The following is a 24,523-nucleotide window of genomic DNA, read 5'->3' as shown; positions in this document are numbered from 1 at the left end:
AAGGATGTAGCGATGAAGACCCCGTATTTGTTTATCGACCGCGACGGCACCCTGATTGAAGAGCCGGTGACCGACAAGCAGGTGGATAGCCTCGCCAAGCTTCGCTTCGAGCCCATGGTCATTCCGGTGCTGCGCGAGTTGCAGGCCGCTGGCTACGTGCTGGTGATGGTGACCAACCAGGATGGGCTGGGCACCGCCAGCCTGCCGCTGGAGAACTTCCAGCCCCCCCACGACCTGATGATGCATCTGTTTGAATCGCAAGGGGTGAAGTGGGAACAGGTGCTGATCTGCCCGCACTTCCCCACCGACGGCTGCAGCTGCCGCAAGCCCCACCTCGGGCTGGTGAAAGAGTACCTCGCCTCCGGTCGCATCGACTTTGCCAACTCCTTCGTTATTGGTGACAGACAGACCGATCTGCAACTCGCCGAGAATATGGGCATTGGCGGTATTCGCTATCACCCGCAGGATCACAACTGGCTCGCCATCCGTGATCAGCTGTTATCCAAAGGCCGCGTAGCCTCGGTGGAGCGTTACACCAAGGAGACCCGTATTCAGGTGGCCGTTGATCTGGACAAAAGCAACGGCAACCAGATCGCCACCGGCATCGGCTTCTTTGATCACATGCTGGATCAAATTGCCACCCACGCCGGTTTCCAGCTCAAGCTGAACGTCAGCGGCGATCTGCACATCGACGATCACCACACGGTAGAAGACGTCGGGCTGGCGCTGGGTCAGGCGCTGCGCCAGGCCCTTGGCAACAAGCGCGGCATCGGTCGCTTCGGCTTCGTACTGGCGATGGACGAGGTGCAGGCGGTGATCGATGCGCGCCCGCTGACCGAGCAGGAGGTGAGTACCGCGCTGGATCTCAGCGGTCGCCCCTACTTCGTGTTTGACTGCCCGAGCGGCTTTGGCCGTGACAACGTGGGCGAGATGGCCACCGAGATGGTGCCCCACTTCTTCCGCTCCCTCTCCGATGCCATGGCCATCACCTTGCAGATGAAGGTGGGCAGCGGCAATACCCACCATCAGGTAGAGGCGCTGTTCAAAGGCTTTGGCCGCGCCCTGCGTCAGGCCATTCGAGTGGAAGGGAGTGACCTCCCCTCCAGCAAGGGAGTGCTGTGATGGATGTGAGCAAGCAGAAGCTGGTCATTATCGACACCGGCTGCGCCAATCTGGCATCGGTCAGAATGGCATTCGAGCGCCTCGGCGTGCAGCCGCTGGTCTCCAGCCAGGCGGCTGATATCGAGCAGGCGGACAAGCTGATCCTGCCCGGCGTCGGCACCGCAGTAGCCGCCATGAAAAACCTCAACGAGCGCGGGTTGGTTCCCCTTATTCGCGCCGCCAAACAGCCGCTGCTGGGCTTTTGCCTCGGTATGCAGATGTTGGCGGAGGCCTCCGAAGAGAGCATGGGTACGGATGACTCGTCAGAGCGGCTTATCGACTGCCTTGGCATAGTGCCGGGCAAGATCCGCCTGATGGAGGTCGGTAATCTGCGCCTGCCCCATATGGGCTGGAACCAGATTGAACACGACGAGACCCATCCTCTGCTCAAGGGGATCCCGAGCGGCAGCTACTTCTACTTCGTGCACTCCTATGCGCTGGAGGTGACCGAAGCGACGCTGGCAACCTGCGACTACGGCCAGCCGTTTACCGCCATCGTCGGTGGGGTTGCAGAGCACAGCAACTTCTTCGGCGCCCAATTCCACCCGGAGCGCTCAGGCGCAGCCGGTGCCCGTTTGCTGCAAAATTTTCTGGAGCTATGACTAGCATGATCATTCCCGCAATTGACCTTATCAACGGTCAGGTAGTTCGCCTTTATCAGGGGGACTACGAGCAGAAGACCGAATACAGCAGCAGCCCGCAGGCCCGCTTCGATGAATATGTCTCCCAGGGGGCGGTGCAGCTCCATCTGGTGGATCTGGACGGTGCCAAGGATGCCAAGGCGCGCCAGCTGCCCCTGCTGACCCAACTGCTGTCAGCCACCGAAGCACCGGTGCAGGTCGGCGGTGGCGTACGTACCGAACAGGATGTGGCAGACCTCTTGGCCGCCGGTGCCAGCCGGGTGGTGATTGGCTCCACCGCCGTCAAATCCCCGGATCTGGTGGCGAGTTGGATGGAGAAATATGGCCCCGAGCAGATCGTGCTGGCGCTGGACGTCAATATCGATGGGGAGGGCAATCGCCATATCGCGGTGGCGGGCTGGCAGGAGAACAGCGGCGTGACCATCGAGGCGCTGATCGAGCGCTTCCTCCCCGCCGGGCTCAAGCATGTGCTCTGCACCGACATCAGCCGTGACGGCACCCTGGCTGGCACCAACGTCGAGCTCTATCGTGATCTCTGCGCCCGCTACCCGAACGTCGCCTTTCAGGCCTCCGGCGGCATTGGTGGCATCGCGGATATCGAAGCGCTCAAAGGCTCCGGCGTCAAGGGGATCATCCTTGGCCGCGCCCTGCTGGAGGGCAAATTCTCGGTGGGTGACGCCATCGCCTGCTGGCAAGCACCCGCAGCCGATACCAGAGGAGGCAACTGATGCTGGCAAGACGCATTATCCCCTGCCTCGACGTGAAAGATGGCGTGGTGGTCAAAGGGGTGCAGTTTCGCAACCACGAAGTGATGGGCGGCATTGTCGAGTTGGCCCGCCGCTACGCCGAAGAGGGCGCTGACGAGCTGGTGTTCTATGACATCACCGCCTCCAGCGATGCCCGGGTGGTGGACAAGAGCTGGGTGAGCAGGGTAGCGGAGGTGATCGATATCCCCTTCTGCGTCGCCGGTGGCATCAAAAGCGTGGAAGATGCCCGCCAGATCCTCGAATTTGGCGCCGACAAGGTCTCCATCAACTCCCCGGCCCTTGCCGATCCCACCCTCATCAGCCGACTGGCCGAGCGCTTTGGCGTGCAGTGCGTAGTGGTGGGCATTGACTCCTACTTCGATGCCGAAACAGGCCACTATCAGGTCAAACAGTTTACCGGTGACGAGAGCCGCACCCGCATCACCGCCTGGCACACCCTCGACTGGGTGCAGGAGGTGCAAAAGCGCGGCGCGGGCGAAATCGTGCTGAACGTGATGAATCAGGACGGCATGCGCCAAGGTTATGATCTCGACCAGCTCAAGCTGGTGCGCAGCGTCTGCAAGGTGCCGCTGATTGCCTCCGGCGGTGCCGGTGCCATGGCGCACTTTCGCGATGCCTTTACCCTCGCCGATGTGGACGGGGCGCTGGCCGCCTCCGTGTTCCACAAGGGCCTTATCCCCATTCCCGAATTGAAACGCTGGCTGAAAACCGAAGGAGTCGCCATCCGTGAATAACTTCTCTGATAACACGCAAACAACCGCCAGTGCGCGCCCCCTTGCCGAACAACTCGACTGGGAAAAGTGTGACGGCATGATCCCCGCCATCGTTCAGCATGCCGCCAGCGGCGAGGTGCTGATGCAGGGCTTTATGACCCGTGAAGCACTGGAGAAGACCCAGAGTACCGGTCAAGTCACCTTCTTTAGCCGCAGCAAACAGCGGCTCTGGACCAAGGGTGAAAGCTCGGGCAATGTGCTCCAACTCGTGGCCATCAGTACCGACTGCGATCAGGACTCTCTGCTGATTGCCGCCAACCCCGTCGGCCCTACCTGCCACAAAGGGACGACCTCCTGCTTCCATGGTCACCCGCTGCCGCCCCTCGGTTTTCTGGCAGAGCTGGAGCAGGTGCTGGCAGCCCGCAAAGGGGCCGATCCGGCCACCAGCTACACCGCCAGCCTCTACGGCAAAGGGACCAAGCGCATCGCCCAGAAGGTCGGTGAGGAAGGTGTCGAAGTGGCGCTGGCCGCCATGGCCAAGGATCGGGAGGAGCTCATCAACGAATCCGCCGATCTGCTCTACCACCTGACCGTGCTGCTGCAAAACGAAGGGTTGGGATTACAAGATGTCGTGCAGCGGCTTTATGAGCGGCATCAAAAATAGTGTTCATCAGCAAAGCCGGGATTAAAACCCCGGCTTTTTACTTGTTTGCCACTCCTCACCACGCACATTGTCATTCAGCTTCCATCATTCAAAAAATGCAGGACTCAGCTGATTTCCTTCGATATCAGGACATGACAATAACTGTGTGATATACCGCAGATCCCTCACAAAATCCGCGAAAATTGAGGGGGATAGTGCTTAATTTAAAGCAGTTGATGGAAATGTTCGTCACTGTTCGAACTCCATCGTTTCTGCTCAAGGATGACCAGACAAACATGAAGGCTCCCTCCTTCTCTACCCGATTGCAGCACGAGCTGGATCACCTCAAATCCATCTTCAACGAGACGGGCGCCTACATGTTTACCAAGGATCTGGAGGGGCGCTACACCTATGCCAATCAGGCAGTCCTCGACCTGTTTGGTTGCTCACTGAGCGAGTTGCAGGGGCAGGATGACAGTGCCTTCTTCGATCTGCACATTTCGGATTCCATCTCCCGCAACGACCGGCTGGTACTGGAACAACAGGTTGCGATTGCCAGAGAGGAGGTGAACTACCTCAAACGCACCGGAGAAAAGCGGGTTTACTGGAGTGTAAAGAAACCGCTCTACGACGGTGAGGGACAACTTATCGGACTATGCGGCATCTCTACCGATATCACAGAGCAAAAACTGATAGAAGCCCGGCTGGCCGAGCAACACCAGTTGCTGGAGATCATCCTCGCCAATGTCGATGCCCATATCTACATGAAGGACAGCCAGCACCGCTTTCTTTACGTCAATCAAAAGGTCTCCGATCTGCTTGGCCTTCCTGCCGAGCAGATAATCAACCGGCGCGATGATGAGGTGTTCCCGGCCGCCAGCGCCTGCCAGCTGTGGCGGCTGGATAACCGGGTATTCGAAACGGGAGAACTGCAAGCCGGAGAAGAGACGCTGACCGATATCGAGGGCAATCAGCACTACTACTGGTCGGTCAAGGTACCCTTCCTGCTGGGGGATGGCACCCCGACCCTGATCGGTATCTCCTCCGATATCACCGAACTGCACCAGCTCAAGGAGCAGCTGCACCATCAGTCGGTGCGCGATGGCCTCACCGGCCTCTACAACCGCCGCTTCTTTTTCGAGATGTGCGAGAAGAACCTCAGTCTGGACATGCGCCACCACCTCACCTCGGTGCTGATGGTGCTGGATGTGGATCAGTTCAAGTGCATCAACGATCGCTATGGCCATCCCCTGGGGGACAGGGCGCTGGTTCATTTGGGCAGGGTGATGCAATCGGTGCTGCGCAGCGAAGATGTGCTGGCTCGTATCGGTGGCGACGAGTTCGCCATTTTACTGCCCAACACCACCCTCCAGGCCGCCGCATCACTGGCCGAACGGCTGCGCCTGCAGGTGATGCAAAGCACGCTGCCCCTGCCCGATGGGGATGAGCTGGTCATCACCATCAGTGCCGGACTGGTGGAAAATGGCGAGGGGGAGCTGATGGAGAGCCTCTACGCCCGCGCCGATCAGATGCTCTATCAGGCCAAACAGACCGGCCGCAACTGCGTCGCGAGCAAGGCGCGATAGCTGGCTGGCCCGTCAGGCTCTCACACCGCCTTTTTTGCACTTATCCCGATCTCTCGCTCCTATTGCACGCTGCTTTCACTCACGCGCCATTGGCGCCTAGCCCAGCTGTTTGCGCAACACAAACTTTTGTACCTTGCCGGTCGAGGTCTTCGGCAACGGGGTGAAGATGATTCGCTTGGGCGCCTTGAAGTGGGCCATCTGATCACGGCAAAAGGCGATAAGCTCCGCCTGGGTGGTCTCTCGCCCCTCTTTCAATTTCACAAAGGCGCAGGGCACTTCCCCCCACTTCTCATCGGGCATGGCGATCACTGCCGCTTCGTCCACATCGGGATGGCGATAGAGCACATCTTCCACCTCCAGACTGGAGATATTCTCCCCGCCGGAGATGATGATGTCCTTGGATCTGTCCTTGATCTCCACATAACCGTCCGGGTGCCACACCGCCAGATCGCCGCTCCGGAACCACCCCTTGGCCATCGCCTCTGCGCTGGCCGCCGGATTTTTTAGATAGCCCTTCATCACCACATTACCTCGCAGCACGATTTCGCCCATGGTCTTGCCATCCCGGGGGACCGGCTCGCCGCTGACCGGATGGACCACCCGCATCTCTCCCTGCAAGGGTGATGCTACGCCCTGCCGTGCCTTGAGGCGGGAGAGCGCCGTGGCATCCTGCCCCTGCCAGCTTCTTTGCGGTTCGCACAACACGCAGGGGCCATAGGTTTCGGTGAGGCCGTAAACGTGGGTCACGTTTATCCCCATCGCCTCCATGCCAGCGATCACGGTGGCGGGGGGCGCAGCGCCAGCGGTCATCACCTTGATGGGGTGATGCAGCCCGCGCTTGAGGGCCGGATCGGCGTTGTTGAGCATGTTGAGTACGATGGGCGCTGCGCAGAAGTGACTCACCTTGTGCTCATGCAACGCCTCATAAATGGCGGCCGCCTGCACATGGCGCAGGCAGACGCTCACCCCGGCCGTGGCCGCCAGGGTCCAAGGGAAGCACCAGCCGTTGCAGTGAAACATCGGCAAGGTCCAGAGATAGACTGGATGTTTGGGTAGCTCCCAGGAGAGTACGTTGTTGATGGCGTTGAGGTGGGCACCGCGATGGTGATAGACCACCCCCTTGGGATTGCCGGTAGTGCCGGAGGTGTAGTTAAGGGAGATGGCCTGCCACTCATCTTGCGGCAGCCAGCCAGGCTCATCCCCATTCCCCTCTGCAAGAAACGCCTCATAGCCGAGGTCACTGACAAGCGCCCCCTCCCGGTAGAGGGGATCGTCGATGGCGATGACCAGCGGTTGGCTCTCCAGCAGATCCAATGCCTTGCGCACCACAGGGCCAAACTCCCTGTCCACCAGCACCACCTTGCTCTGGGCATGCAGGAAGATAAAGGCCATCGACTCGGCATCGAGCCGGGTATTGATGGTGTTGAGCACGGCGCCGCTCATAGGCACCCCGAAGTGCGCTTCAAACATCGCCGGGATATTGGGCGCAACGATGGAGACGGTATCCCCCTCCCCGATACCGCGAAGCCGCAGGGCCGAGGCCAACTGGCGGCAACGGCGGGCAGTCTCGCCCCAGCTCTGACGCAGCGGGCCGTGGATCAGCGCCGGATAATCGGGGTAGACCCGCTCCGCCCGCCCCAGAAAGCTGATGGGCGTCAGCGCCTCGTAATTGGCGGGATTTTTTTCCAGATCGCGCTGATAGATGTTCTGCTCTGTCATCGGGTTCCTTCCTCGCAGGTAGCAAAAGCGGTGCGCTCCCGGGAGCGCCGGCAACCATCGTCCGGCATCCTGCCAGATGGTGCTCGTATCGGGGATCACAGCCTACCGCGAAGTGATGGCCACAGGTATTAGCAAAACGTCTTAGAGGCGCTGCGCCGACGACGCTAATCTGACCGAACTGCATTCTGGCGCCTGTTTTTTCAACGACAAATGTCGACGGACAATATTCTAGGCATAAAACCAGATAAATAATGAATATGCTGATGTTGGCATGCAGCCTAACCATATTAGGTTGCAGGGTCATCAATATTGACTTATTAACTAAGATAGTTTGCGTGGATATTTATGGCATAAACAAGCACATCGCTTTATCGCCAGTAAATTAATGAAAAATTTCTCATGAAATATATTTTGTGACGACTTCCATAAAGCAGGCCCGCAGCGCTGTTCATGCTTCCCCTCGGCGGGTTATGGTTTTTTGGTGAAACAATCTACCGGATGTTCAATATCAGGCCAGATTTCTCGCCATACGATGCGCCACAACCAGTGAGTTTGCGCACTCCCGCTGCATGACGAAGGAACCCTATCGACCCGATATTCCGCCGAGCCCGAACCTGCTTTATCGAGGAGCATTTTATGTGTGCCGAGCCGAATACCCAGACCCGCAGACAATTTCCCACCGCGTTTACCATTTTGTTTTTGATCATGTTGTTGGCCATCGCCCTCACCTGGATAATTCCGGCGGGCGCCTATGCCAAGCTCTCTTATAATGCCGCCAGCCATATGCTGACCATCAACACGCCGCAAGGGGAAACCCGGCGAGTGCCCGCCACTCAGGATGAGCTGACCAAGCTCGACATCAATATCGGGGTGGAGCAATTCGTCAACGGCACCATCCGCAAGCCCATCGCCATCCCCGGTACCTATGAGCGGCTGGCCCAGGCGCCCAAGGGACTCTCCGACGTGGCGGTGAGCATGGTCAAAGGCACCATAGAGGGGGCTGACATCATCGTCTTCATCCTGGTGCTGGGCGGGCTTATCGGCGTCATCAACAAGACGGGGGCCTTCAGTGCGGGCTTGGTGGCGCTGTCGCGCAAGACCCGCGGCAACGAGTTCCTGTTTGTGGCGCTGGTCTGCTTTGTGATGGCGCTGGGGGGCACCACCTGTGGGCTGGAGGAAGAGGCTGTCGCCTTCTATCCCATCCTGGTGCCAATCTTTCTGGCGCTCGGCTATGACGCCATCGTCTGCGTGGGGGCCATCTTCCTTGCCGCCTCCATGGGCACCACCTTCTCCACCATCAACCCCTTCTCGGTGGTGATCGCCTCCAACGCCGCCGGAATTCCCTTTACCGAGGGGCTGAGCTTTCGCGCCGTCGGCTGTCTGGTGGGCACCCTGGTGGTGATCGGTTATCTCTACTGGTACTGCAAGAAGATCAAGGCCAACCCGGCCTTCTCCTACACCTATGAAGACAGAGAGAGCTTTCGGGCTCGCTTCCTGAAAGAGGGCTCCCTCGATGAAGCGGTCCCCTTCACCCTGCGCCGCAAGATCATCCTGACCCTGTTCATCCTCGCTTTCCCCCTGATGGTGTGGGGCGTCTCCATGGCTGGCTGGTGGTTCCCGCAGATGGCGGCCTCCTTCCTTGCCGTCGCCATCGTCATCATCTTCATCTCCGGCCTCAAGGAGAAAGAGGCGGTCGAGGCCTTCACCCAGGGGGCGTCAGAACTGGTGGCCGTCTCGCTCATCATCGGGCTGGCGCGGGGGGTCAACCTGGTGCTTGATCAGGGGATGATCTCGGACACCATCCTGGCCTATGCCTCCGGTCTGGTGGCCGGCATGCACGGCGCCGTGTTTGCGGTGGCGCAGATGCTGGTGTTCACCCTGCTGGGGCTGGTGGTGCCCTCCTCCTCGGGGCTCGCGGTGCTCTCCATGCCTATCATGGCCCCGCTGGCGGATACCGTGATGATCCCGCGCTGCATAGTGGTGTCGGCCTACAACTGGGGGCAATACGCCATGCTGTTCCTGGCCCCCACCGGGCTGGTGCTGGTCACCCTGCAGATGCTCGGCATCCAGTTCAACCAGTGGGTCAGGTTCGTGCTGCCCATGGTGGGCTTTGTGCTGGGATTTGGCGCCCTGATGCTAGTGGCGCAGGTGATGATGGCCTGATTGGCTAGCTTTGTGCCCCCCAACAAAACACCCCGAGCCAGGCGCGGGGTGTTCTTTTTCAGCCTTAATGACGTACCCGCCCCTGTTGGCGGAAGCAATAGAGTTTGAGACTGATGTCGGCCAGCTCAGCAGGCAACTCTTCACCCTGCTCGGCAAGTGGCTGGTAGAGAGAGGCGAGCAGGCGCTCCGCTTGCTGCACCGTGATGATGTTGGCCTGAATGGCCGGGGTGATCCACCTGGGTAACATTGACATATCTCCCCCTCATTGCTTCGGTTCGGAGGTGGTCTCCTGTCTGGTGTGGCACCTTGGTGCCTAACACCTCCACTCTCCTTACCCCAATCCAAGCAAAAGGCTTGCCGTATTCTCTTATCGGCACAAAGACGATCTGGCTGCAGTGTTTTATCAATGGGTTGGCAGCAGCATCCTGGGGATTACCTACTGCACTTGACCTCGCGGGCGGAAGCAGTTTGCGACGTGCCAGACAACCGTCATTTTTTCATTGCAAAATGCGACTCATAATGGGCTGTTCACCCTCTCATTTCCTTTTCATTATCCCCAAAATGGTCATTTTTACGGCGCTGTCGCCAAAGTCAGACACTTTTTTGTAGTGGCTGTTTTTTGACCTTGTCACCTGCTGTCGCACCCTCATCCCTCTCGCCTTGTCCGCTGCAGCGGCTATGACAAGATGGCGCCAGATTGGAACAGCTCGAATGGACATTGCAGGAGAACAACAAAATGAACAGATCCATGATGGCAGGTATCGGTATTGGCGTCGCTTCCGCACTGGCGCTGTCGGCGGCGGCCAGTGGCTCGCTCTTTACACCGACCCCAACCTTTGCCGAGGTGATTGCCAGCAAGCCGGTCACAGAGACTATCCAGACCCCGCGTCAGGAGTGTCGCAACGTCACGCTCACCCACCGCAAACCGGTACAGGATGAGAACAAGATCCTCGGCACCGTGGTTGGCGCAGCGCTGGGTGGTGTACTCGGCCACCAGTTTGGCGGTGGCAGCGGCAAGAAGGTTGCGACAGCCGCCGGAGCGGTTGCGGGTGGCTACGCCGGCAATCAGGTGCAGGGCAATATGCAGGCGGGCGACACCTATACCACCACCGAGCAGCGCTGCAAGACGGTGCAGGATAGCAGTACCCGCACCATCGGCTATGACGTGACCTACCGCCTAGCCGGTCAGGAGGGGGTGATCCGGATGAAACAGGCTCCCGGCCCCACCATTCCGGTCAAGGATGGCAAACTGGTGATCGAGCCGCAAAAAGGGTAATCAACCCGGTTAACGACTCAAAGAGAGAAGGCCCGCCTCTTGCGAGACGGGCCTGTGGTTTTATGACTTGTTACGCGGTTACGCGGTTACGCGGCGTTCGTCATCGAAGGGACAAACTGCTGCTCAACCCTTGCAGCACTTCTTCACCGCCCGCACCACATTCTGATAACCGGTACAACGGCAGAGGTTGCCCGACAGCCCGCGGCGGATCTCCGCATCGGTCAGCGGACGGCGTTCGGTCTTGTCGAGCAATGCCGCGCTCGCCATCACTAGGCCCGGGGTGCAAAAACCGCACTGCACCGCCCCCTCGTCGATAAAGGCCTGCTGCACGTCGGAGAGTTCGTTACCTTTGCGCTCCCCCTCCACGGTACGAATGGATTTACCATCGGCCCAAACCGCCAGATAGAGGCAGCTGTCGATAGCCGTGCCATTCACCCGCACGGTACAGGCGCCGCACTCACCGACACTGCACCCCTCTTTAACACTGATAAGCCCCTGCCCACGCAGGAAGTGGAGCAGCGACATGGTGGGCGACACAGCATAGGAGTAGGGTTTGCCGTTGATCTCGCACTGGATCTCTACGGCGGGACAGCTTTGCGGTTGCATCATAGGATCTTGCCTCCGGCACGTTCGACTGCGCAGGCGACCACCCGCTGCGCCAGGGTTTTGATAAGGTGCAGGCGAAACTCCTTCTCTGCCCGCCAGGAGGATCGTGGCGCCACGTCGGCCACCACCGCCTCGGCAATCGCGGCCAGTGTGGCGCGAGTCAGGGGTTGCCCCTCGGCCGCCGCTTCCGCGTGAGGAGTGCGCACCGGGGTCGGAGCCGCAACCCCGTAGGCCAGCCGCAGACTCTTGAAGTGACCATCCTCAATCTGGCAGTAGGCGGCGCAGCCGATGGTGGCGATATCCATGGCATCGCGCATGGCGTATTTGAAGTATTGGGAGCCCACCTGGGGGTGTGCGTCCGGGGCAAAGTGAAACGCCACCAGGAGCTCCGCCGGTTGCAGCGCCACCTTGCCGGGGCCGGTATGAAATCCGGCTATGGGGATGCGGCGCGTACCATTGGGCCCGGCGATTTCCAGCTCAGCTTCCAGCGCGACGGTAGGCGCCGCCGAGTCGGCACTGGTGGCGCCGTTGCAGATGTTGCCGCCATAGGTGGCGACGTTGCGGATCTGCGGACCGGCGATGGTGGCGGCCGCTTCGGCCAGCATCGGCAGGCGGCGCTGCACCAGCTCGTTTTCGATGAGTTCGGTAAAAGTGGTACCGGAGCCGATGCGGATCGACCCATCAGGCAACTCGCACACCCCTTTGAGCTCGGGCAAGTCGTGAATATCGACGATATGACGATAGGCGGCATTGAGGTGGTGGAGCTGGATCATCACATCGGTGCCACCGGCCAGAAGGCGTGCCTCGGGGTCAGCCTGACGCAGGGCGACCGCCTCGGCCACACTGCGGGCCTTGTAGTAACGGGCAATATCAAACATGGTGTTGCTCCTCCCCTGCTCCCTCGCCAATCAAACCCGCCGCGACAAACTCCCGAAACAGGGTCTTGGGGGTGATGGGCAGCTCGTTGATAGCGACGCCGGTCGCCATGCGAATGGCGTTACGGATGGCCGGGCCCGGCGAAATGATGGGCGGTTCCCCCAGGGATTTGTGGCCATAGACCGACTGGGGTTCATAGGTCTGCACGAAATCGCACTCAAGCTCTGGCAAATCCAGCATGGTGGGGAACTTGTAGTCGAGCAGGTTGGGGTTGCGCACCACGCCGCTCTTGGCGTCGATGATCATCTCCTCGAACAGCGACCAGCCGATCCCCATCCCCATACCGCCATGCACCTGCCCCTCTGCCAGCTGCGGGTTGAGGATCTTGCCGGCATCGTGCAAGTTGAGGATGCGATTGATGGTCACCTTGCAGAGATCGATGTCGACACTGAGATCGACAAAGGTACAGCCAAAGCTCGGCGGGTTGGTGGTGGTCTTGTGGGAGACTTCCGAGGTGATCTGGCCGCCGATGGTGAGATGGTAATAAGCATTGACCGACACCTCGGCGACGCTGATCAGTACCTTGTCCGGCGCACCGGCCAGCACCACGTAGCCGTCGATCAGGGTGAGCGACCCCACATCCTGATGGCAGAGCTGGGCTGCCAGCGACAAAATTCGGGCCCGCAGTTGCAGCGCCGCCTGATGGATGGCGGGGGCTGCCACATAGCTCTGACGCGAGGCGAACGAGCCCGGATCGTAGGCGGTGATGTCGGTATCCTGAGTCGAAATGACCCGGATCTGATCAAACGGAATGCCTAACGTCTGGGCCGCCATCTGGGCAAAGACGGTATCCGACCCCTGCCCTATCTCGGTGGCACCGATCTGCAGATTGACGGTGCCATCCTGATTGAGCAGCATGCGGGCGCCGGCAATTTCGACCCCCACCGGGTAGGTGTTGGAGCCGTAGCTAAAACACGCCACCCCGATGCCACGGCGTACCCGACTTGCCGGATCCTGAGCCAGACATTCGGCCTTGAGCCGTTCCCACTGGAACTGCTCGCCGCCCCGGCGCAAACACTCGGGCAAGCCCGCACTGTAGATGGTCTTCTGGTTGACCTGATTGACATCCCCCTCGCGCGCCACGTTGGCGATGCGTACTTCGAGCGGATCCAGCCCCAACTCGGCGCAGGCATCATCCAGCATACATTCGAGGGCAAACACCACCTGCGGCGCGCCGTAACCGCGCATGGCACCGGCGGTGGGCAGGTTGCTGTAGAAGGTTTTGGCGTCGTAGCCAAAGGCACTGCGCGGATAGAGGTAGCTGATCTTGTTGGCCCCGGCGCTGGCGATGGAGTGGCCGTGAGAGGCATAGCCGCCAGTGTTGGAGAGCACGTCGAGCTGATACCCCTTAAGGGTGCCATCCCGGTTGATACCGAGGGTGCCGTCGATGGCAAAGCCGTGGCGGGTGCGGGAAGCAAAGAAGCACTCCTCCCGGCTCAAGGTAACCTTGACCGGCACACCGCCAAGCTTGTAGCTCAGAAACGCCGCCATCGGCTCTTCCAGCACATCCTGCTTGTTACCAAAGCCGCCGCCCATGTAGGGCTTGATCACCCGCACGCTCGACCAGGGCAGACCGAGGGATTTGGCCACCCGGCTGCGCACAATTTGGGGGATCTGGGTGCTGCTGACCACTATGATGTGGTCCGGCTGATCCATATAGGCGTAGCAGGTCACCGTCTCCAGATGGCAATGCTGTACCACCGGCGTCTGATAGTGCGCCTTGAACTGCAGATCCGCAGCGGCGATGGCCTGTTCCGGCTCACCCGCCCGGATCTGGCTTTGCCGCAGCAGGTTGCCATTCGGATGGATGGGATAAGCATCCTCGGCCAGCGCACTGTGGGCATCCGTCATCACCGGCAGCGGTTCGTAGGTCACCTTGACCAGGGCGGCAGCCTTCTCGGCCACCAGCGGATCGCGGGCCACCACGATGGCGACCCCATCGCCAAAGTGGCGCACATGGTCGGTGAGCAGACGGCGGTCTTTCACATCCCGCTTGGCCTCATCGAGGGACCAGGCGTGGCCGGCAGTGCGAAAACAGGTGGTGGGCACATCTTCATGGGTGAACACGGCTTCGACCCCGTGCAGCGCCAGGGCCTCGCTGGCTTCGATGGCAAGCACCTTGCCGTGGGCGATATTGCTGCGCACGTACTTGGCGTGGCGCATGCCGAGCATGATGTTGTCATCGGTATAACGGGCACTGCCGGTCACCTTGGCCTCGGCATCCACCCGCTTGAGCGGTAATCCTATGGACATGATCAAGTCCTTTTTCAGGGAAGAAAAATCCAGAACCGGGATAAAAAACAGCAAGATATGCGCCTGTTTCCCCCTCTCTCCCCGGCGATGGGAAGAAGTGTGAAGAGGATCCCATCTGTCTCCCTTTTTCTGGCCGGCAAGGTGCCTGCCGGAGACGAAGCAGCAGCCCCCGATGCAACCAGTTCCCGCAGCGCTATCAATCTGGTAAGGGGATTTATCAAAATGGTACGGGGTGAAAATCAAAGGAACATGCAGGTTTGACAAAGAAAAGCGGGGCTGCCGATGACAGCCCCGAAACGGGCGGGTTATCCCTAAATAGCCCACCCCCCAGCATAGAAAATCACCAGCGCCAGGGCGATGATGACGGTGCCCGTGTTGAGCTTGTGCCACTCCTTGGAGCAGATGCGGCCAATAACCAGCGCACTGAAGCCCAGCATGATACCGGTGACGATGTTGCAGGTGAGCACGATAAAGACGGCGCACAACAGACCGGACATGGCCCCGACGAAGTCACTGAAATCGAGCTTGGTGACGTTGCTCAGCATCAGGAGACCCACATACATCAACGCCGGTGCGGTGGCATAGGCCGGCACCAGATAGGAGAGCGGCGCCAGGAACAGCATCAGCAGGAAGAGGCCGCCCACCACGGTGGCAGTGAGGCCAGTCTTGCCGCCCGCCGCCGTGCCCGCCGCCGATTCGATATAGACGGCGGCCGGAGATGCCCCCACCAGACCGGAGAAGATGCTGCTCACCGAGTCGGCGCTCAGCGCCTTGCCGCTGTTGATGATGTGGCCATCCTTATCCAGCAGATTGGCCTGCCCCGCCACGGCGCGAATGGTGCCGGTGGCATCAAATACCGCGGTCATCACCAGTGCCAGCACGCTTGGCAGCACCAGCGGCGAGAGCGCCCCCATGATGTCCAGACTGAAGATGAGAGACTTGCCCTGATCGTCGGAGAGACTCGGCAGAGCGAACAAACCCTGATACTTCACCGCCGGGTCAAAAATGAGACCGAAGATGGAGATGGCGATGATCACCAGCAGGATCCCGCCCGGGACTTTGAGCTTCTCCAGCCCGAAGATCACCGCGAGGCCGAGCAGGGTCATGATGACCGGCATCGAGGTAAAGGCCCCCAGCGCGACCGGCAGCCCCTCGAGCGGGTTCTTGATGACCAGCCCTACCCCGTTGGCTGCAATCAGCAACAGGAAGAGGCCGATACCGATGCCGGTGCCATGGGCAATCCCCATCGGCAGGTTGTCGAGGATCCAGCTACGCACCCCGGTCACAGAGATGGCAGTGAACAACACCCCCATCAGGAAGACGGCCCCCAGCGCCACCGGAATGGGGATCTGCTGCCCCAGCACCAGACTAAAAGCGGTAAAGGCGGTGAGCGAGATGGCGCAACCGATAGCCATCGGCAGCTTGGCCCAGAGCCCCATCAACAATGAACCACACCCCGCCACCAGACAGGTGGCCACAAAAACGGCGCCCGGTGGAAAACCTGCCTTGCCGAGCAGGCCGGGCACCACGATCACCGAATAGACCATGGCGAGAAAGGTGGTGAGCCCGGCCAGCACCTCCTGTCTGACGTTGCTGCCCCGCTCGCTGATCATGAAATAGCGATCGAGAGCGGTGAGCGGTTGCTGTTGTGATGCGGTCTTGCCGGTGTCTTGACTGGCCAGCCCTTCCACGCTGTTTGTCCTGCTGTTTGCTTGGGTCATACCCAACTCCTTCACAAGCGCCTGAATGTTTCATCACGAAATGGCGACAGGATCTGTGGATCTGCCATTGCACACGGAAGGTGCAACTCAGAGACCAGGGCTGGCAGCACCAATCAAACGTTTGCCTTGCTGATCAAAAAACCGGGCCATTTCAGGTTGGTCATCAGGGGATCGCCCTGATGTATCGCGGCGCTGGCGCCCCGAGCGGGCACGCCAGCCTCCGTATTCGTGGCAGAGCGGCGCTCTTGCTGCCCTGCCCGGTTTATTCTCCCTAACCCCGTTCGTGGACCAGCTGGCCATCCACATAGGTGCGGTAGATGGCTCTGTCATCACCCAACGTCAGCAGCACGAACAGCTTGTCGCGCAAGGTTGTGGAGTTGTCGTAGCGCAGCTGTTGCAGCGGGGTGGCGACCGGGTCGAGTACCACGAAATCCGCCTCCTTGCCCACCGCAAAGCTGCCGATCTTCTCGTCCAGCCCGAGCGAATGGGCTCCGCCCAGGGTGGCCAGATAGAAGGCCTGATAGGCCGAAAGGCGCTCCCCCTGCAGTTGCATCACCTTGTAGGCCTCGTTGAGGGTCTGCAGCATGTTGAAGGTGGTACCGGCGCCGATGTCGGTGCCCATCCCCACTTTCACCTGCTTGCGCCACGCTTTGTGCAGCTTGAAGAGACCACTGCCGAGATAAAGATTGGAGGTTGGACAAAACGCGATGGTGGAGTTGGTCTCTTTCAGACAATCCCACTCCTGCTCTTCCAGATGGACACAGTGGGCAAACACGCAGTTGTGACCGGTCAACCCATGCTGGTGATAAACGTCGAGATAGCCCTTGTGCGCCGGGAACAGGGATTTTACCCAGGCGATCTCGTCCTTGTTCTCGCACAGATGGGTGTGCAGATAGGTGGTGGGAAACTCTTCGCGCAGTCGCCGCGCCATCGCCAGCTGCTCGGATGTCGAAGTGGGTGCAAATCGTGGTGTGATGGCATATAGAAGTCGACCGTTGCCGTGCCAGCGCTCAATGAGCTGCTTACTCTGTTCATAGCTGCTCTCGGCGGTATCGAGCAGATAATCGGGCGCGTTGCGATCCATCATCACTTTGCCGGCGATCATCCGCATATTGATGCGACTGGCTGCCTCGAACAGGGCATCCACCGACTCGGGGTGAACGGTGCCAAACACCAGCGCCGTGGTGGTGCCGTTTCGCAGCAACTGCTTGATAAAGAAGGTGGACATCTCGCGGGCATACTCGAGATCGTTGTAACGCCGCTCGGCCGGGAAGGTGTGGCGGTTGAGCCACTCCAGCAGTTGCTCGCCATAGGCCCCCACCATCTCGCTCTGGGGATAGTGAATGTGGGTGTCGACAAAGCCAGGCACTATCATCTTGCCGCGATAATCCCGCACCCGCACTTCGGCCGGAATGCGATCCTTCCCCTCCTCCCACTCACCAAACCAGTCGATGCAGCCGTTGCGAATGATCAGCAGGCCATCCTCGATAAGACGGGCGTTGGACTCAATCTCCTCGGGCTGATCCACCACCCGGGTGATGTCGAAGAAGCTGCCGCGCACGGCTTTGACGGAGTTGTCGTATTTCATACCTCGTTCCCCTACTTTTTTATTGTTCTGTTGTGACCATCAAACCCGTTCGATCTGGACGGCGGCGACCGGTTTGGCATTGGCCAGCGCCTCTTCATCGCGACGGTTCGCGGTGCTGACAGGACGGGCCGTGAAGGTCACGTCCGGTTTGTCGCTCAGCTGGATCACCTCTACCGCATCGGCCGCCTTGAGCGCTTTGGCAGCAGCCTCTGCCTTGCGGGTACGGCTCTGGGGCAATACCAGATTCATGATGATGGCGGTGATACCACCGGCACAGATGGGGTTCTCCACCAGCATGTAGATACCCGCCGGCAGCACCTTGAAGACGTTCGGGTCATAGGAGACACCAAGCCCAAGACCCAGAGAGGTGGCGACAATCAGGGTCTCCCGCCGATCGAAGCCGTGGCTGATGATGATGCGACCACCGGCGATGGCGATCATGGAGAACATGATGACCATGGCGCCCCCCATCACAGGTGACGGTATGGTGGTAAAGAAGCGCCCCACCACCGGGAAGAGCCCCAACAACACCAGAATGACGGCAATAAACTTGCCCACATGGCGTGAGGCCACCCCGGTCATCTGGATCACCCCGTTGTTCTGGGCAAAGGTGGTGAGCGGCAAAGAGCCGAGGGCCGAGGCGATCACCGAGACCAACCCATCAGCCAGCACACCGCCGGAGAGCCGTTTTTGAAACTCGGGGCCCTGAATATCCCGGTGGGAGACCATGGCGGTGGCGGTGATGTCCCCCACCGCCTCCAGCACGCTCAACAGATAGATGGTGCCCGCCAGCATAAAGGCGTGAAAATCGAAGGAGAAACCGTACTTGAACGGGATCGGCACCGTAATAAGCGGCAGGTTCTCAAGGGCAGAAAAATCCACCATGCCGAGCATCAGGGCCACCGCATAACCCACCATCAGACCGATGGCGATGCCGCTCATCCGCAGCAGCGGGCTTCGGCTGCAGTTGAAGGCGACGATAACGCAGAGCACCAGCAGCCCCAGCCCGATGTGCTCGTATTTGCCAAAGGTGCCGCTGCTCATGGCGGAGAAGCCGCCGCCAAAGTCGATGATCCCCACCTTGATAAGGCTCAGGCCAATCATCAGAACCACTACCCCACTCACGGTCGGGGTGATCACCCGCTTGAGGTAGGGCAGCACAAAGGAGGAGCCCATTACCAGAAAGGCACCGACAAAGGAGACCCCGAGCAGGGTCGAGACAATCAGCTCCTCATGGATGCCATCTTTTTTCATGGCGCCGCCGAGCGCGATCATCACGGTGACGAAGGAGAAGTTGACCGACTGGATGGAGAGCAGCCCCGAACCGATGGGGCCATAACGGTTCACCTGCAGCCAGGTGCCGATACCGGAGGCGATCATCGCCATGGAGACCAGATAGGCGGTGATCTCGGTGGATAGACCCAAGGCACCGCCGACGATCAGCGCCGGGGTCACCATGGGGACAAAAATGGCCAGCAGATGGGTCACTGCACCCATCAGGGTTTGATAAAACGGGGGTTTGTCTTCCAGCTCGTAAATGAGATCCGAGTGCTTGCGTGTTGTTTTAGACATCGTGTTTGTCCCATCACACAGAATGTAGGCGGAGTACTCATTCCGCCGTCAGGCGCTGGGGGCGAGCTTGCGCCCGCCCCTCACCTTTTCTTTTGTTATGCCGACACGTTTTGCTCCAGCTTGCCCAGCTCGCGCAGGATCTGCTCCGGCGTGAAGTGCCACTTGCGCAACCAGACACCACAGGCGTCGTGGATGGCGGTGGCGATGGCAGGCGCCGCGCCGTTGACCCCGATCTCCGAGATGGACTTGGCGCCGTAAGGGCCGACCTTGTCGTCACTCGGTACCAGGAAGGCCCGGAAGTCGCGCGGAATGTCGCCAATCTTGGGCGCGCCATAGCTCTTGAGATCGCGGGTGAGCGGAATGCCCTTGCCGTCGTAGCAGATCTCCTCGGTCAATGAGTGGCCGATGGCCCGCATGGTCGCCCCGTAGATCTGGCCGAGCGCCAGTTCCGGGTTGATGGGGGTGCCGCAGTCGAGCAGGGCGTAGAACTTGTCGAGGCGGATCTCGCCGGTTCTGACGTTGACCGCCACCTCGGCGAAGTTGGCCCCGTACGGGAAGGCAAGCTCCGAAGTGATGTAACTGGCGGTGCCCACCAGAATGCCAAAGCCGGTACCGGTCTCGGCCTTGTGGGCCAGCTTGGCGAGGCTCACCTCCCCCAGCTTGCCGCGCACCACGCCCGGGAACGCCAGCTCAACATCTGCTACCGGCTCGCCCAGCATGGCGGCACCGTGGAACAGGATCTTCTCCTTGAGGTTCTCGGCCGCCTTCTTGGCCGCGTTGCCGGAGAAGCAGGTACCTGACGAGGCGTAGGCCCCCTTGTCGAACAAGGCGTGGTCGGTATCACCGGAGATGACGTGCACATCCCCGAGCGGGCAGTGCAGCACTTCGGCAGTCAGCTTGGCCACCACGGTATCGAGGCCGGTGCCGATATCGGCGCCACCGGAGTGGACGATAAAGGTGCCGTCAGACTCCAGCTTGACCATGCAGTTGGCCTGATCGATATCCGGGATCCCCGATTTTTGCATGATGATGGCGACGCCACGACCGATGCGCCAATCCCCGTCAGCGGGTTTGGGACTATCCCAGGCAATCAACTCGCGGCCCTGTTTGAGGATGGGTTCGAGGGCGCAGCTGGCCGCATGGGGCACCGAGGTAGGCATCTTGCCCTCGCCGATGGCACCCAGCACCTTGAGGATGTCCCCCTCGTGCACCCGGTTGTGCTCCACCATGTCGAGCTGATCGATGCCCAGTTTCTCGGCAAGTTCGGCAATGGCCATGGTCAGCGCGAAGTTGCCCTTGGGCGCGCCATAACCCTGATACGCGCCGGTCGGGCAGATGTTGCTGTAGTAGGTGTTGACGGTAAAGCGCACGTTGTCGCACGGATAGAGCGGCAGGGAGAGCGCCGGGCCGTTGCTCGGCACCGTCAGAGAGTGGTTGCCGTAAGGGCCGGTGTTGGCGCGAAAATCCATCTCGATGGCGGTGATGGTGCCATCTTTCTTGGCCCCTACTTTCACCTTCACCTTGGCCACATGGCGGGAGGTGTTGCTGATGAACTCCTCTTCCCGGGTGTAGCGGAAGGTGACCGGACGGCCGGTAACCTTGGTCGCCCAGGCACACACCTCTTCCAGCAGGATATCTTGCTTGGAGCCAAAGCCGCCCCCTACCCGCTCCTTGATCACATGCACCTGGTGCTGCTTCATGCCGACGATGCGCGCCACCTGACGGCGCACGTGCCACGGCACCTGGGTGGAAGCGTGAATGACCAGACGATCGCCATCCATGTAGGTGAAGCAGATGTGCGGCTCGGTCGGGCACTGCTGGGCCTGGGTCGATTCGTAGGTGCGCTCGACAATCTCGTCCGCCTCTGCAAAGCCTTTGGCCACGTCACCGATCTGGCCATGGACGCTGGCGGCCAGGTTCTCGTGCGGACGGGAACCGATGGGGAAGTTGATGATCATGTGCTCGTCGCCGCGGCGCACCGAGCAGGCGTTCTGCTGCTCCAGATCCGCCGGTGCCCCGGCCATGTAGACGATGGGCTCGTCGTGGACCAGCGGTGCATTCGGGGCCATCGCCTCGTCAATGTTCATGACCGCCGGCAGCACCTGATACTCGACCTCGATGAGTTTGAGCGCGGCCAATGCGATGGCTTCGCTCTCGGCCACCACGGCGGCCACCCGGTCACCTACGTGACGCAGCTTGCGGCCAAACATGCGGCGATCGAGCGGTGACGGCTCGGGCGCGCTCTGGCCACCCGGGGTGTAGTAGATATCGGGGCAGTTGAGGTGGGTGATGACATGCACAACGCCCGGCATGGCTTCGGCGCGGCTCACGTCGAGTTTGGTGATCACCGCATGGGGATGGGGGCTGCGCAGCATCTTGATGACCAGCGCATCCTCGGTGACCCGATCCTCCACGTAGCAGGGCTTGGCCTGTACCATCTTGGCGGCGTCCACTTTCGGGCAACTCTTGCCGATATGGCGCAGATCGTCGCGAAACTCGGGGGCAATCTGGCACAGGTAATCGGGATCCTTCATCCGTGAACTGGCAAGCTCGATGGCCTGATAGAACTGCTGGTAGCCGCCGTCCCGGTGAAAGAGACCCGAGAGCGCGTCGTCGATTTGATCACGGGTCGGTTCGGGATGGCGATCAAGCAGGTCGGTGACGATGAGCGCCGCAGCCGGATCGTTGTAGCCGGACTGCACCACGCCCACATCTACCATCGCCTGCTGTACCAGACTGAGCTGGTTCCAGCTGCCCAGCGACTCGGCGGTGCGCACCTCTGATCCATCCAGTTGTGCGGCGATCAGCAGGGAGGCGTTGATCACCTTGCCGTTGAAGAGAATGGCGTCGGAGCCGGCAAAGCCAAAGCCGTCGTCGCTGTTGCGCACCGAGTGCATCCGGCACTGGTTGAACAGCACCCGCTGGGCATTCTCGCCAGCCGGGGTGATGACGGTGCGCAGGGCACCGTTCAGTGTGAAGTTGAGTTCCATCATGCCTGTACCTCCTGCTGCTGACACTCGACCAGCAGATCCGCCACCACTACCCCGCTGATATAGCGCTTGTAGGTCACGCTGCCGCCGAGATCCTCGCGCGGTGCAACCAGCTCGCTCACAGCCGCCTCCAGCGCGGCATCGTGCAGATCGCGGCGCTCCACATCACGCAGGCGCATCGGCTGCGGCGTAACGCCAGCAACGGCGACCCGCATCTCGCCAAGGGCATCAAGGGCCACGGCGGCAGTCATCACCGCCAGACCATCGGCGTTGCGGCTGATGCGGCGAGTGGCGCAGCGCAGCGCGGGCTCCGGCAGCACCACCCCCAGCACCAGCTCCTTGCGCTGGCCCGCCAGATAGGTATCGATGGGTTGCAGCTGGTTGTTCTCCAGTACCACCACTGCTTCGAGTACCAGCAGTACCGGCAGCAGCGGGGAGTCCTGCTGTTGGCAGGCAATTTCGCCGCCAATGGTGGCCTGATTGCGCAGATGGCGGGAGTAGACAAACCCCAGCGCCTCGCACAGGGCGGTCGGGGTACGGGGGTCGTCTTTGAGGGCTTGCAGGGTGACGGTGGCGCCGATGTGGAGTTGACCGTGCTGCTGCTCAATCTGGCCAAGTCCGAGCTTGTCCAGCGAGATGGCGACCTTCTTGTCGGTGCGGGTCGGAGCTGCGTTGAGCTTGCTGCCGCCCCCCATGTAGACGGCGTCGTTGCCAAAGCGGGCCTTGAGTTCCAAAGCCTGACCCAGTTGTTCGGGTCGGAAGAATTGCTCAATCATGTGTCGTCCTTACTCTTGCAGCCCGCCGCCGGGCAAATCCACAGGGCGGGCAATCCAGTCCAAACGTGCGGCAGGTGGCCTCAGGCCAGCTGATCCATCCGTTGCCACAGGCGGCTCGCCACCTTGCTGGCCTGCTGATAAATGGGCTCGACGTCAAAGGCGAACTCGCGATCCTGATAGACCATGCGACCCTCTACCATCACGCTGTTGACCGAGGATGAGCCCATACCGAAGGCGAGATGGCCACCGAGGTTGCGCGGCGCCAGCGGAGTCGGTGCGGCGTAGTCGCAGATGGTGAGGTCGGCCTTGTAACCCGGCTCCAGGCGGCCAAATTTGGCGCCGAAGTTGCGCTCCAGCAGGGTGTTGCCGTTCCAGAGGAACCGAGCAAAGCTGTCGGGCCAGAGCGCTCCGCCGGCATCCTTGTGTTTGAAGTAGGCGAACTTGAGCTCTTCGAGCATGTCGGAGCCAATACCATCGGTGCCAAGCGCCAGGTTGCGATACTCCGGCAGGTGCATGTTGTAGCCCACATGGTTGTTCATGTTGGAGCGGGCGTTGTGCACCAGGAAGGCATCGCGGCTGTTGAGCAGTTCGATGTCAGCCGGGCTTAAGTAGATGCCGTGGGCGATCAGGGTCTTGCTGTCGATCAGGCCAAACTCGTCCAGCCGGGCGATGGGCTCCTTGCCATAGTGGTGGTGACCGTGGGCCATGTCGTAGCGGTCTTCCGCCACATGGATATGCAGACCACGACCGGTGACCTGCACCGCTTCGCGCAGCATGGCGAGCCCCTCGTCGGGCACGGTGAAGGGGGCGTGGGCGCCGATATGGGCCTCCACCAGATAGGGCTCGCTCCCCTTGGCTTTGGCCGCATCGATCTGTTGGGCGAACAGGATGTTCTCCTCCACCCCGGCCTGCAGCTCGGCGAGGCCGCCGTTGCGATCCGTGGTCTCGAAGCAGGTCATGCCGCGCAGACCCGCCTCCATAAACCCTTTGCGCAGCACATTCAGGGAGCCCTTGATGAAGTTGGGCGAAGCGTGGTGGTCGATCACCGCACTGCAACCGCTCTTGATCGCTTCCAGCGAGCAGATGAGGCCGCTGTAGTAGAGGGACTCTTCATCGAGCGCCCGATCGAGGCGCCACCAGAGGTTTTTCAGGGTGGAGATAAAATCCGGGCAGGGGGCGATATTGGCCATGATCCCCCGCGACAGGCCGGAGTAGAAGTGGTTGTGGGCACAGACGATGCCCGGCATCACCAGCTTGCCGCCCATCTCCCGATAGTTGGCCTCCGGGTAGAGGGCCCGCAGATTGGGCCCCACCGCTTTGATAAGCGATCCTTCGATGGCGATATCCACCCCTTCCAGCACCCGGGTCGGCTCCAGCTGGACAGCGGTGACGTTCTTCAGAATAAACATGGT

Annotated in this window: 19 protein-coding genes; 8 read left to right on the top strand and 11 right to left on the bottom strand. The window is 60.6% G+C overall.

The window, feature by feature from the left end; translation table 11 throughout:
- The first annotated feature begins 12 nt into the window (after window positions 1–12).
- From hisB to AAHA39_RS03230, 6 genes are all read left to right on the top strand, one after another.
- The gene (gene hisB, locus AAHA39_RS03255; protein ID WP_320654897.1) at window positions 13–1,122 is read left to right on the top strand and encodes a bifunctional histidinol-phosphatase/imidazoleglycerol-phosphate dehydratase HisB; all 1,110 of its coding nucleotides are present in this window, start codon (window positions 13–15) and stop codon (window positions 1,120–1,122) included.
- Window positions 1,122–1,763: an imidazole glycerol phosphate synthase subunit HisH gene (gene hisH / locus AAHA39_RS03250; protein WP_058059763.1), complete on the top strand. Its 642-nt coding sequence runs from the start codon at window positions 1,122–1,124 to the stop codon at window positions 1,761–1,763. The genes hisB and hisH overlap by 1 nt, the downstream gene beginning before the upstream one ends.
- Before the next feature lie 5 nt (window positions 1,764–1,768).
- A complete protein-coding gene (hisA, locus tag AAHA39_RS03245) occupies window positions 1,769–2,530 on the top strand; it encodes a 1-(5-phosphoribosyl)-5-[(5-phosphoribosylamino)methylideneamino]imidazole-4-carboxamide isomerase (RefSeq protein ID WP_320654900.1) in 762 nt (253 codons plus the stop codon).
- On the top strand, window positions 2,530–3,303 hold the full coding sequence (gene hisF / locus AAHA39_RS03240; protein WP_320654902.1) for an imidazole glycerol phosphate synthase subunit HisF: 774 nt from the start codon (window positions 2,530–2,532) through the stop codon (window positions 3,301–3,303). The genes hisA and hisF overlap by 1 nt, the downstream gene beginning before the upstream one ends.
- The gene (gene hisIE / locus AAHA39_RS03235; RefSeq protein WP_320654904.1) at window positions 3,296–3,946 is read left to right on the top strand and encodes a bifunctional phosphoribosyl-AMP cyclohydrolase/phosphoribosyl-ATP diphosphatase HisIE; all 651 of its coding nucleotides are present in this window, start codon (window positions 3,296–3,298) and stop codon (window positions 3,944–3,946) included. The genes hisF and hisIE overlap by 8 nt, the downstream gene beginning before the upstream one ends.
- A 275-nt stretch (window positions 3,947–4,221) precedes the next feature.
- Window positions 4,222–5,511 (top strand): sensor domain-containing diguanylate cyclase, encoded by a 1,290-nt coding sequence (locus AAHA39_RS03230; RefSeq protein ID WP_320654906.1) that lies wholly within the window; start codon window positions 4,222–4,224, stop codon window positions 5,509–5,511.
- Between the two features lie 96 nt (window positions 5,512–5,607).
- Here AAHA39_RS03230 and AAHA39_RS03225 read toward each other — a convergent pair whose 3' ends face one another.
- Window positions 5,608–7,230, bottom strand: coding sequence for an acyl-CoA synthetase (locus AAHA39_RS03225; RefSeq protein ID WP_320654908.1), 1,623 nt, complete (start codon window positions 7,228–7,230; stop codon window positions 5,608–5,610).
- Between the two features lie 636 nt (window positions 7,231–7,866).
- On the opposite strand from AAHA39_RS03225, the gene AAHA39_RS03220 reads away from it, so the two are divergent.
- Window positions 7,867–9,393: a YfcC family protein gene (locus AAHA39_RS03220; protein WP_320654909.1), complete on the top strand. Its 1,527-nt coding sequence runs from the start codon at window positions 7,867–7,869 to the stop codon at window positions 9,391–9,393.
- A 64-nt stretch (window positions 9,394–9,457) separates the two neighbouring features.
- On the opposite strand, the gene AAHA39_RS03215 is transcribed toward AAHA39_RS03220, so the two are convergent.
- Entirely contained in the window at window positions 9,458–9,646 is a 189-nt protein-coding gene (locus AAHA39_RS03215) for a hypothetical protein (RefSeq protein WP_041207688.1), read from the bottom strand.
- Window positions 9,647–10,129: 483 nt separating this feature from the next.
- Between AAHA39_RS03215 and AAHA39_RS03210 the strand changes: the two genes are divergently transcribed.
- Window positions 10,130–10,669 carry a glycine zipper 2TM domain-containing protein gene (locus AAHA39_RS03210; protein WP_043850854.1) on the top strand — a complete coding sequence of 180 codons (540 nt, stop codon included), beginning with the start codon at window positions 10,130–10,132 and terminating at the stop codon, window positions 10,667–10,669.
- Window positions 10,670–10,792: 123 nt separating this feature from the next.
- Here the strand turns inward: AAHA39_RS03210 and xdhC are convergent, their stop codons facing one another.
- From xdhC to ssnA, 9 genes are all read right to left on the bottom strand, one after another.
- Entirely contained in the window at window positions 10,793–11,278 is a 486-nt protein-coding gene (gene xdhC / locus AAHA39_RS03205) for a xanthine dehydrogenase iron sulfur-binding subunit XdhC (protein ID WP_005345665.1), read from the bottom strand.
- Window positions 11,275–12,153 (bottom strand): xanthine dehydrogenase FAD-binding subunit XdhB, encoded by an 879-nt coding sequence (xdhB, locus tag AAHA39_RS03200; RefSeq protein ID WP_320654913.1) that lies wholly within the window; start codon window positions 12,151–12,153, stop codon window positions 11,275–11,277. Before xdhB ends, xdhC begins: the two co-directional genes overlap by 4 nt.
- Complete coding sequence (xdhA, locus tag AAHA39_RS03195) at window positions 12,146–14,464, bottom strand: xanthine dehydrogenase molybdenum-binding subunit XdhA (RefSeq protein ID WP_320654915.1); 2,319 nt, start codon at window positions 14,462–14,464, stop codon at window positions 12,146–12,148. The genes xdhB and xdhA overlap by 8 nt, the downstream gene beginning before the upstream one ends.
- 311 nt (window positions 14,465–14,775) lie before the next feature.
- Window positions 14,776–16,077: an NCS2 family permease gene (locus tag AAHA39_RS03190; protein ID WP_162516894.1), complete on the bottom strand. Its 1,302-nt coding sequence runs from the start codon at window positions 16,075–16,077 to the stop codon at window positions 14,776–14,778.
- Window positions 16,078–16,456: 379 nt separating this feature from the next.
- Complete coding sequence (guaD, locus tag AAHA39_RS03185; protein WP_320654917.1) at window positions 16,457–17,773, bottom strand: guanine deaminase; 1,317 nt, start codon at window positions 17,771–17,773, stop codon at window positions 16,457–16,459.
- 39 nt (window positions 17,774–17,812) lie between these two features.
- Window positions 17,813–19,345, bottom strand: coding sequence for a nucleobase:cation symporter-2 family protein (locus AAHA39_RS03180; RefSeq protein ID WP_320654919.1), 1,533 nt, complete (start codon window positions 19,343–19,345; stop codon window positions 17,813–17,815).
- A gap of 95 nt (window positions 19,346–19,440) precedes the next feature.
- On the bottom strand, window positions 19,441–22,338 hold the full coding sequence (locus AAHA39_RS03175; protein WP_320654921.1) for a molybdopterin-dependent oxidoreductase Mo/Fe-S-binding subunit: 2,898 nt from the start codon (window positions 22,336–22,338) through the stop codon (window positions 19,441–19,443).
- Entirely contained in the window at window positions 22,335–23,111 is a 777-nt protein-coding gene (gene ygfM, locus AAHA39_RS03170) for a molybdopterin-dependent oxidoreductase FAD-binding subunit (protein ID WP_320654923.1), read from the bottom strand. The genes AAHA39_RS03175 and ygfM overlap by 4 nt, the downstream gene beginning before the upstream one ends.
- An 80-nt stretch (window positions 23,112–23,191) precedes the next feature.
- Complete coding sequence (gene ssnA, locus AAHA39_RS03165; protein ID WP_041207674.1) at window positions 23,192–24,520, bottom strand: putative aminohydrolase SsnA; 1,329 nt, start codon at window positions 24,518–24,520, stop codon at window positions 23,192–23,194.
- Between the last annotated feature and the right edge of the window lie 3 nt (window positions 24,521–24,523).

This window comes from Aeromonas sp. SE22, from assembly GCF_038739755.1.
Classification (GTDB): domain Bacteria; phylum Pseudomonadota; class Gammaproteobacteria; order Enterobacterales; family Aeromonadaceae; genus Aeromonas; species Aeromonas jandaei.
The sequence above is the reverse complement of the archived record's forward strand: the minus strand, read 5'-3'. Positions and strand labels throughout refer to the sequence as shown.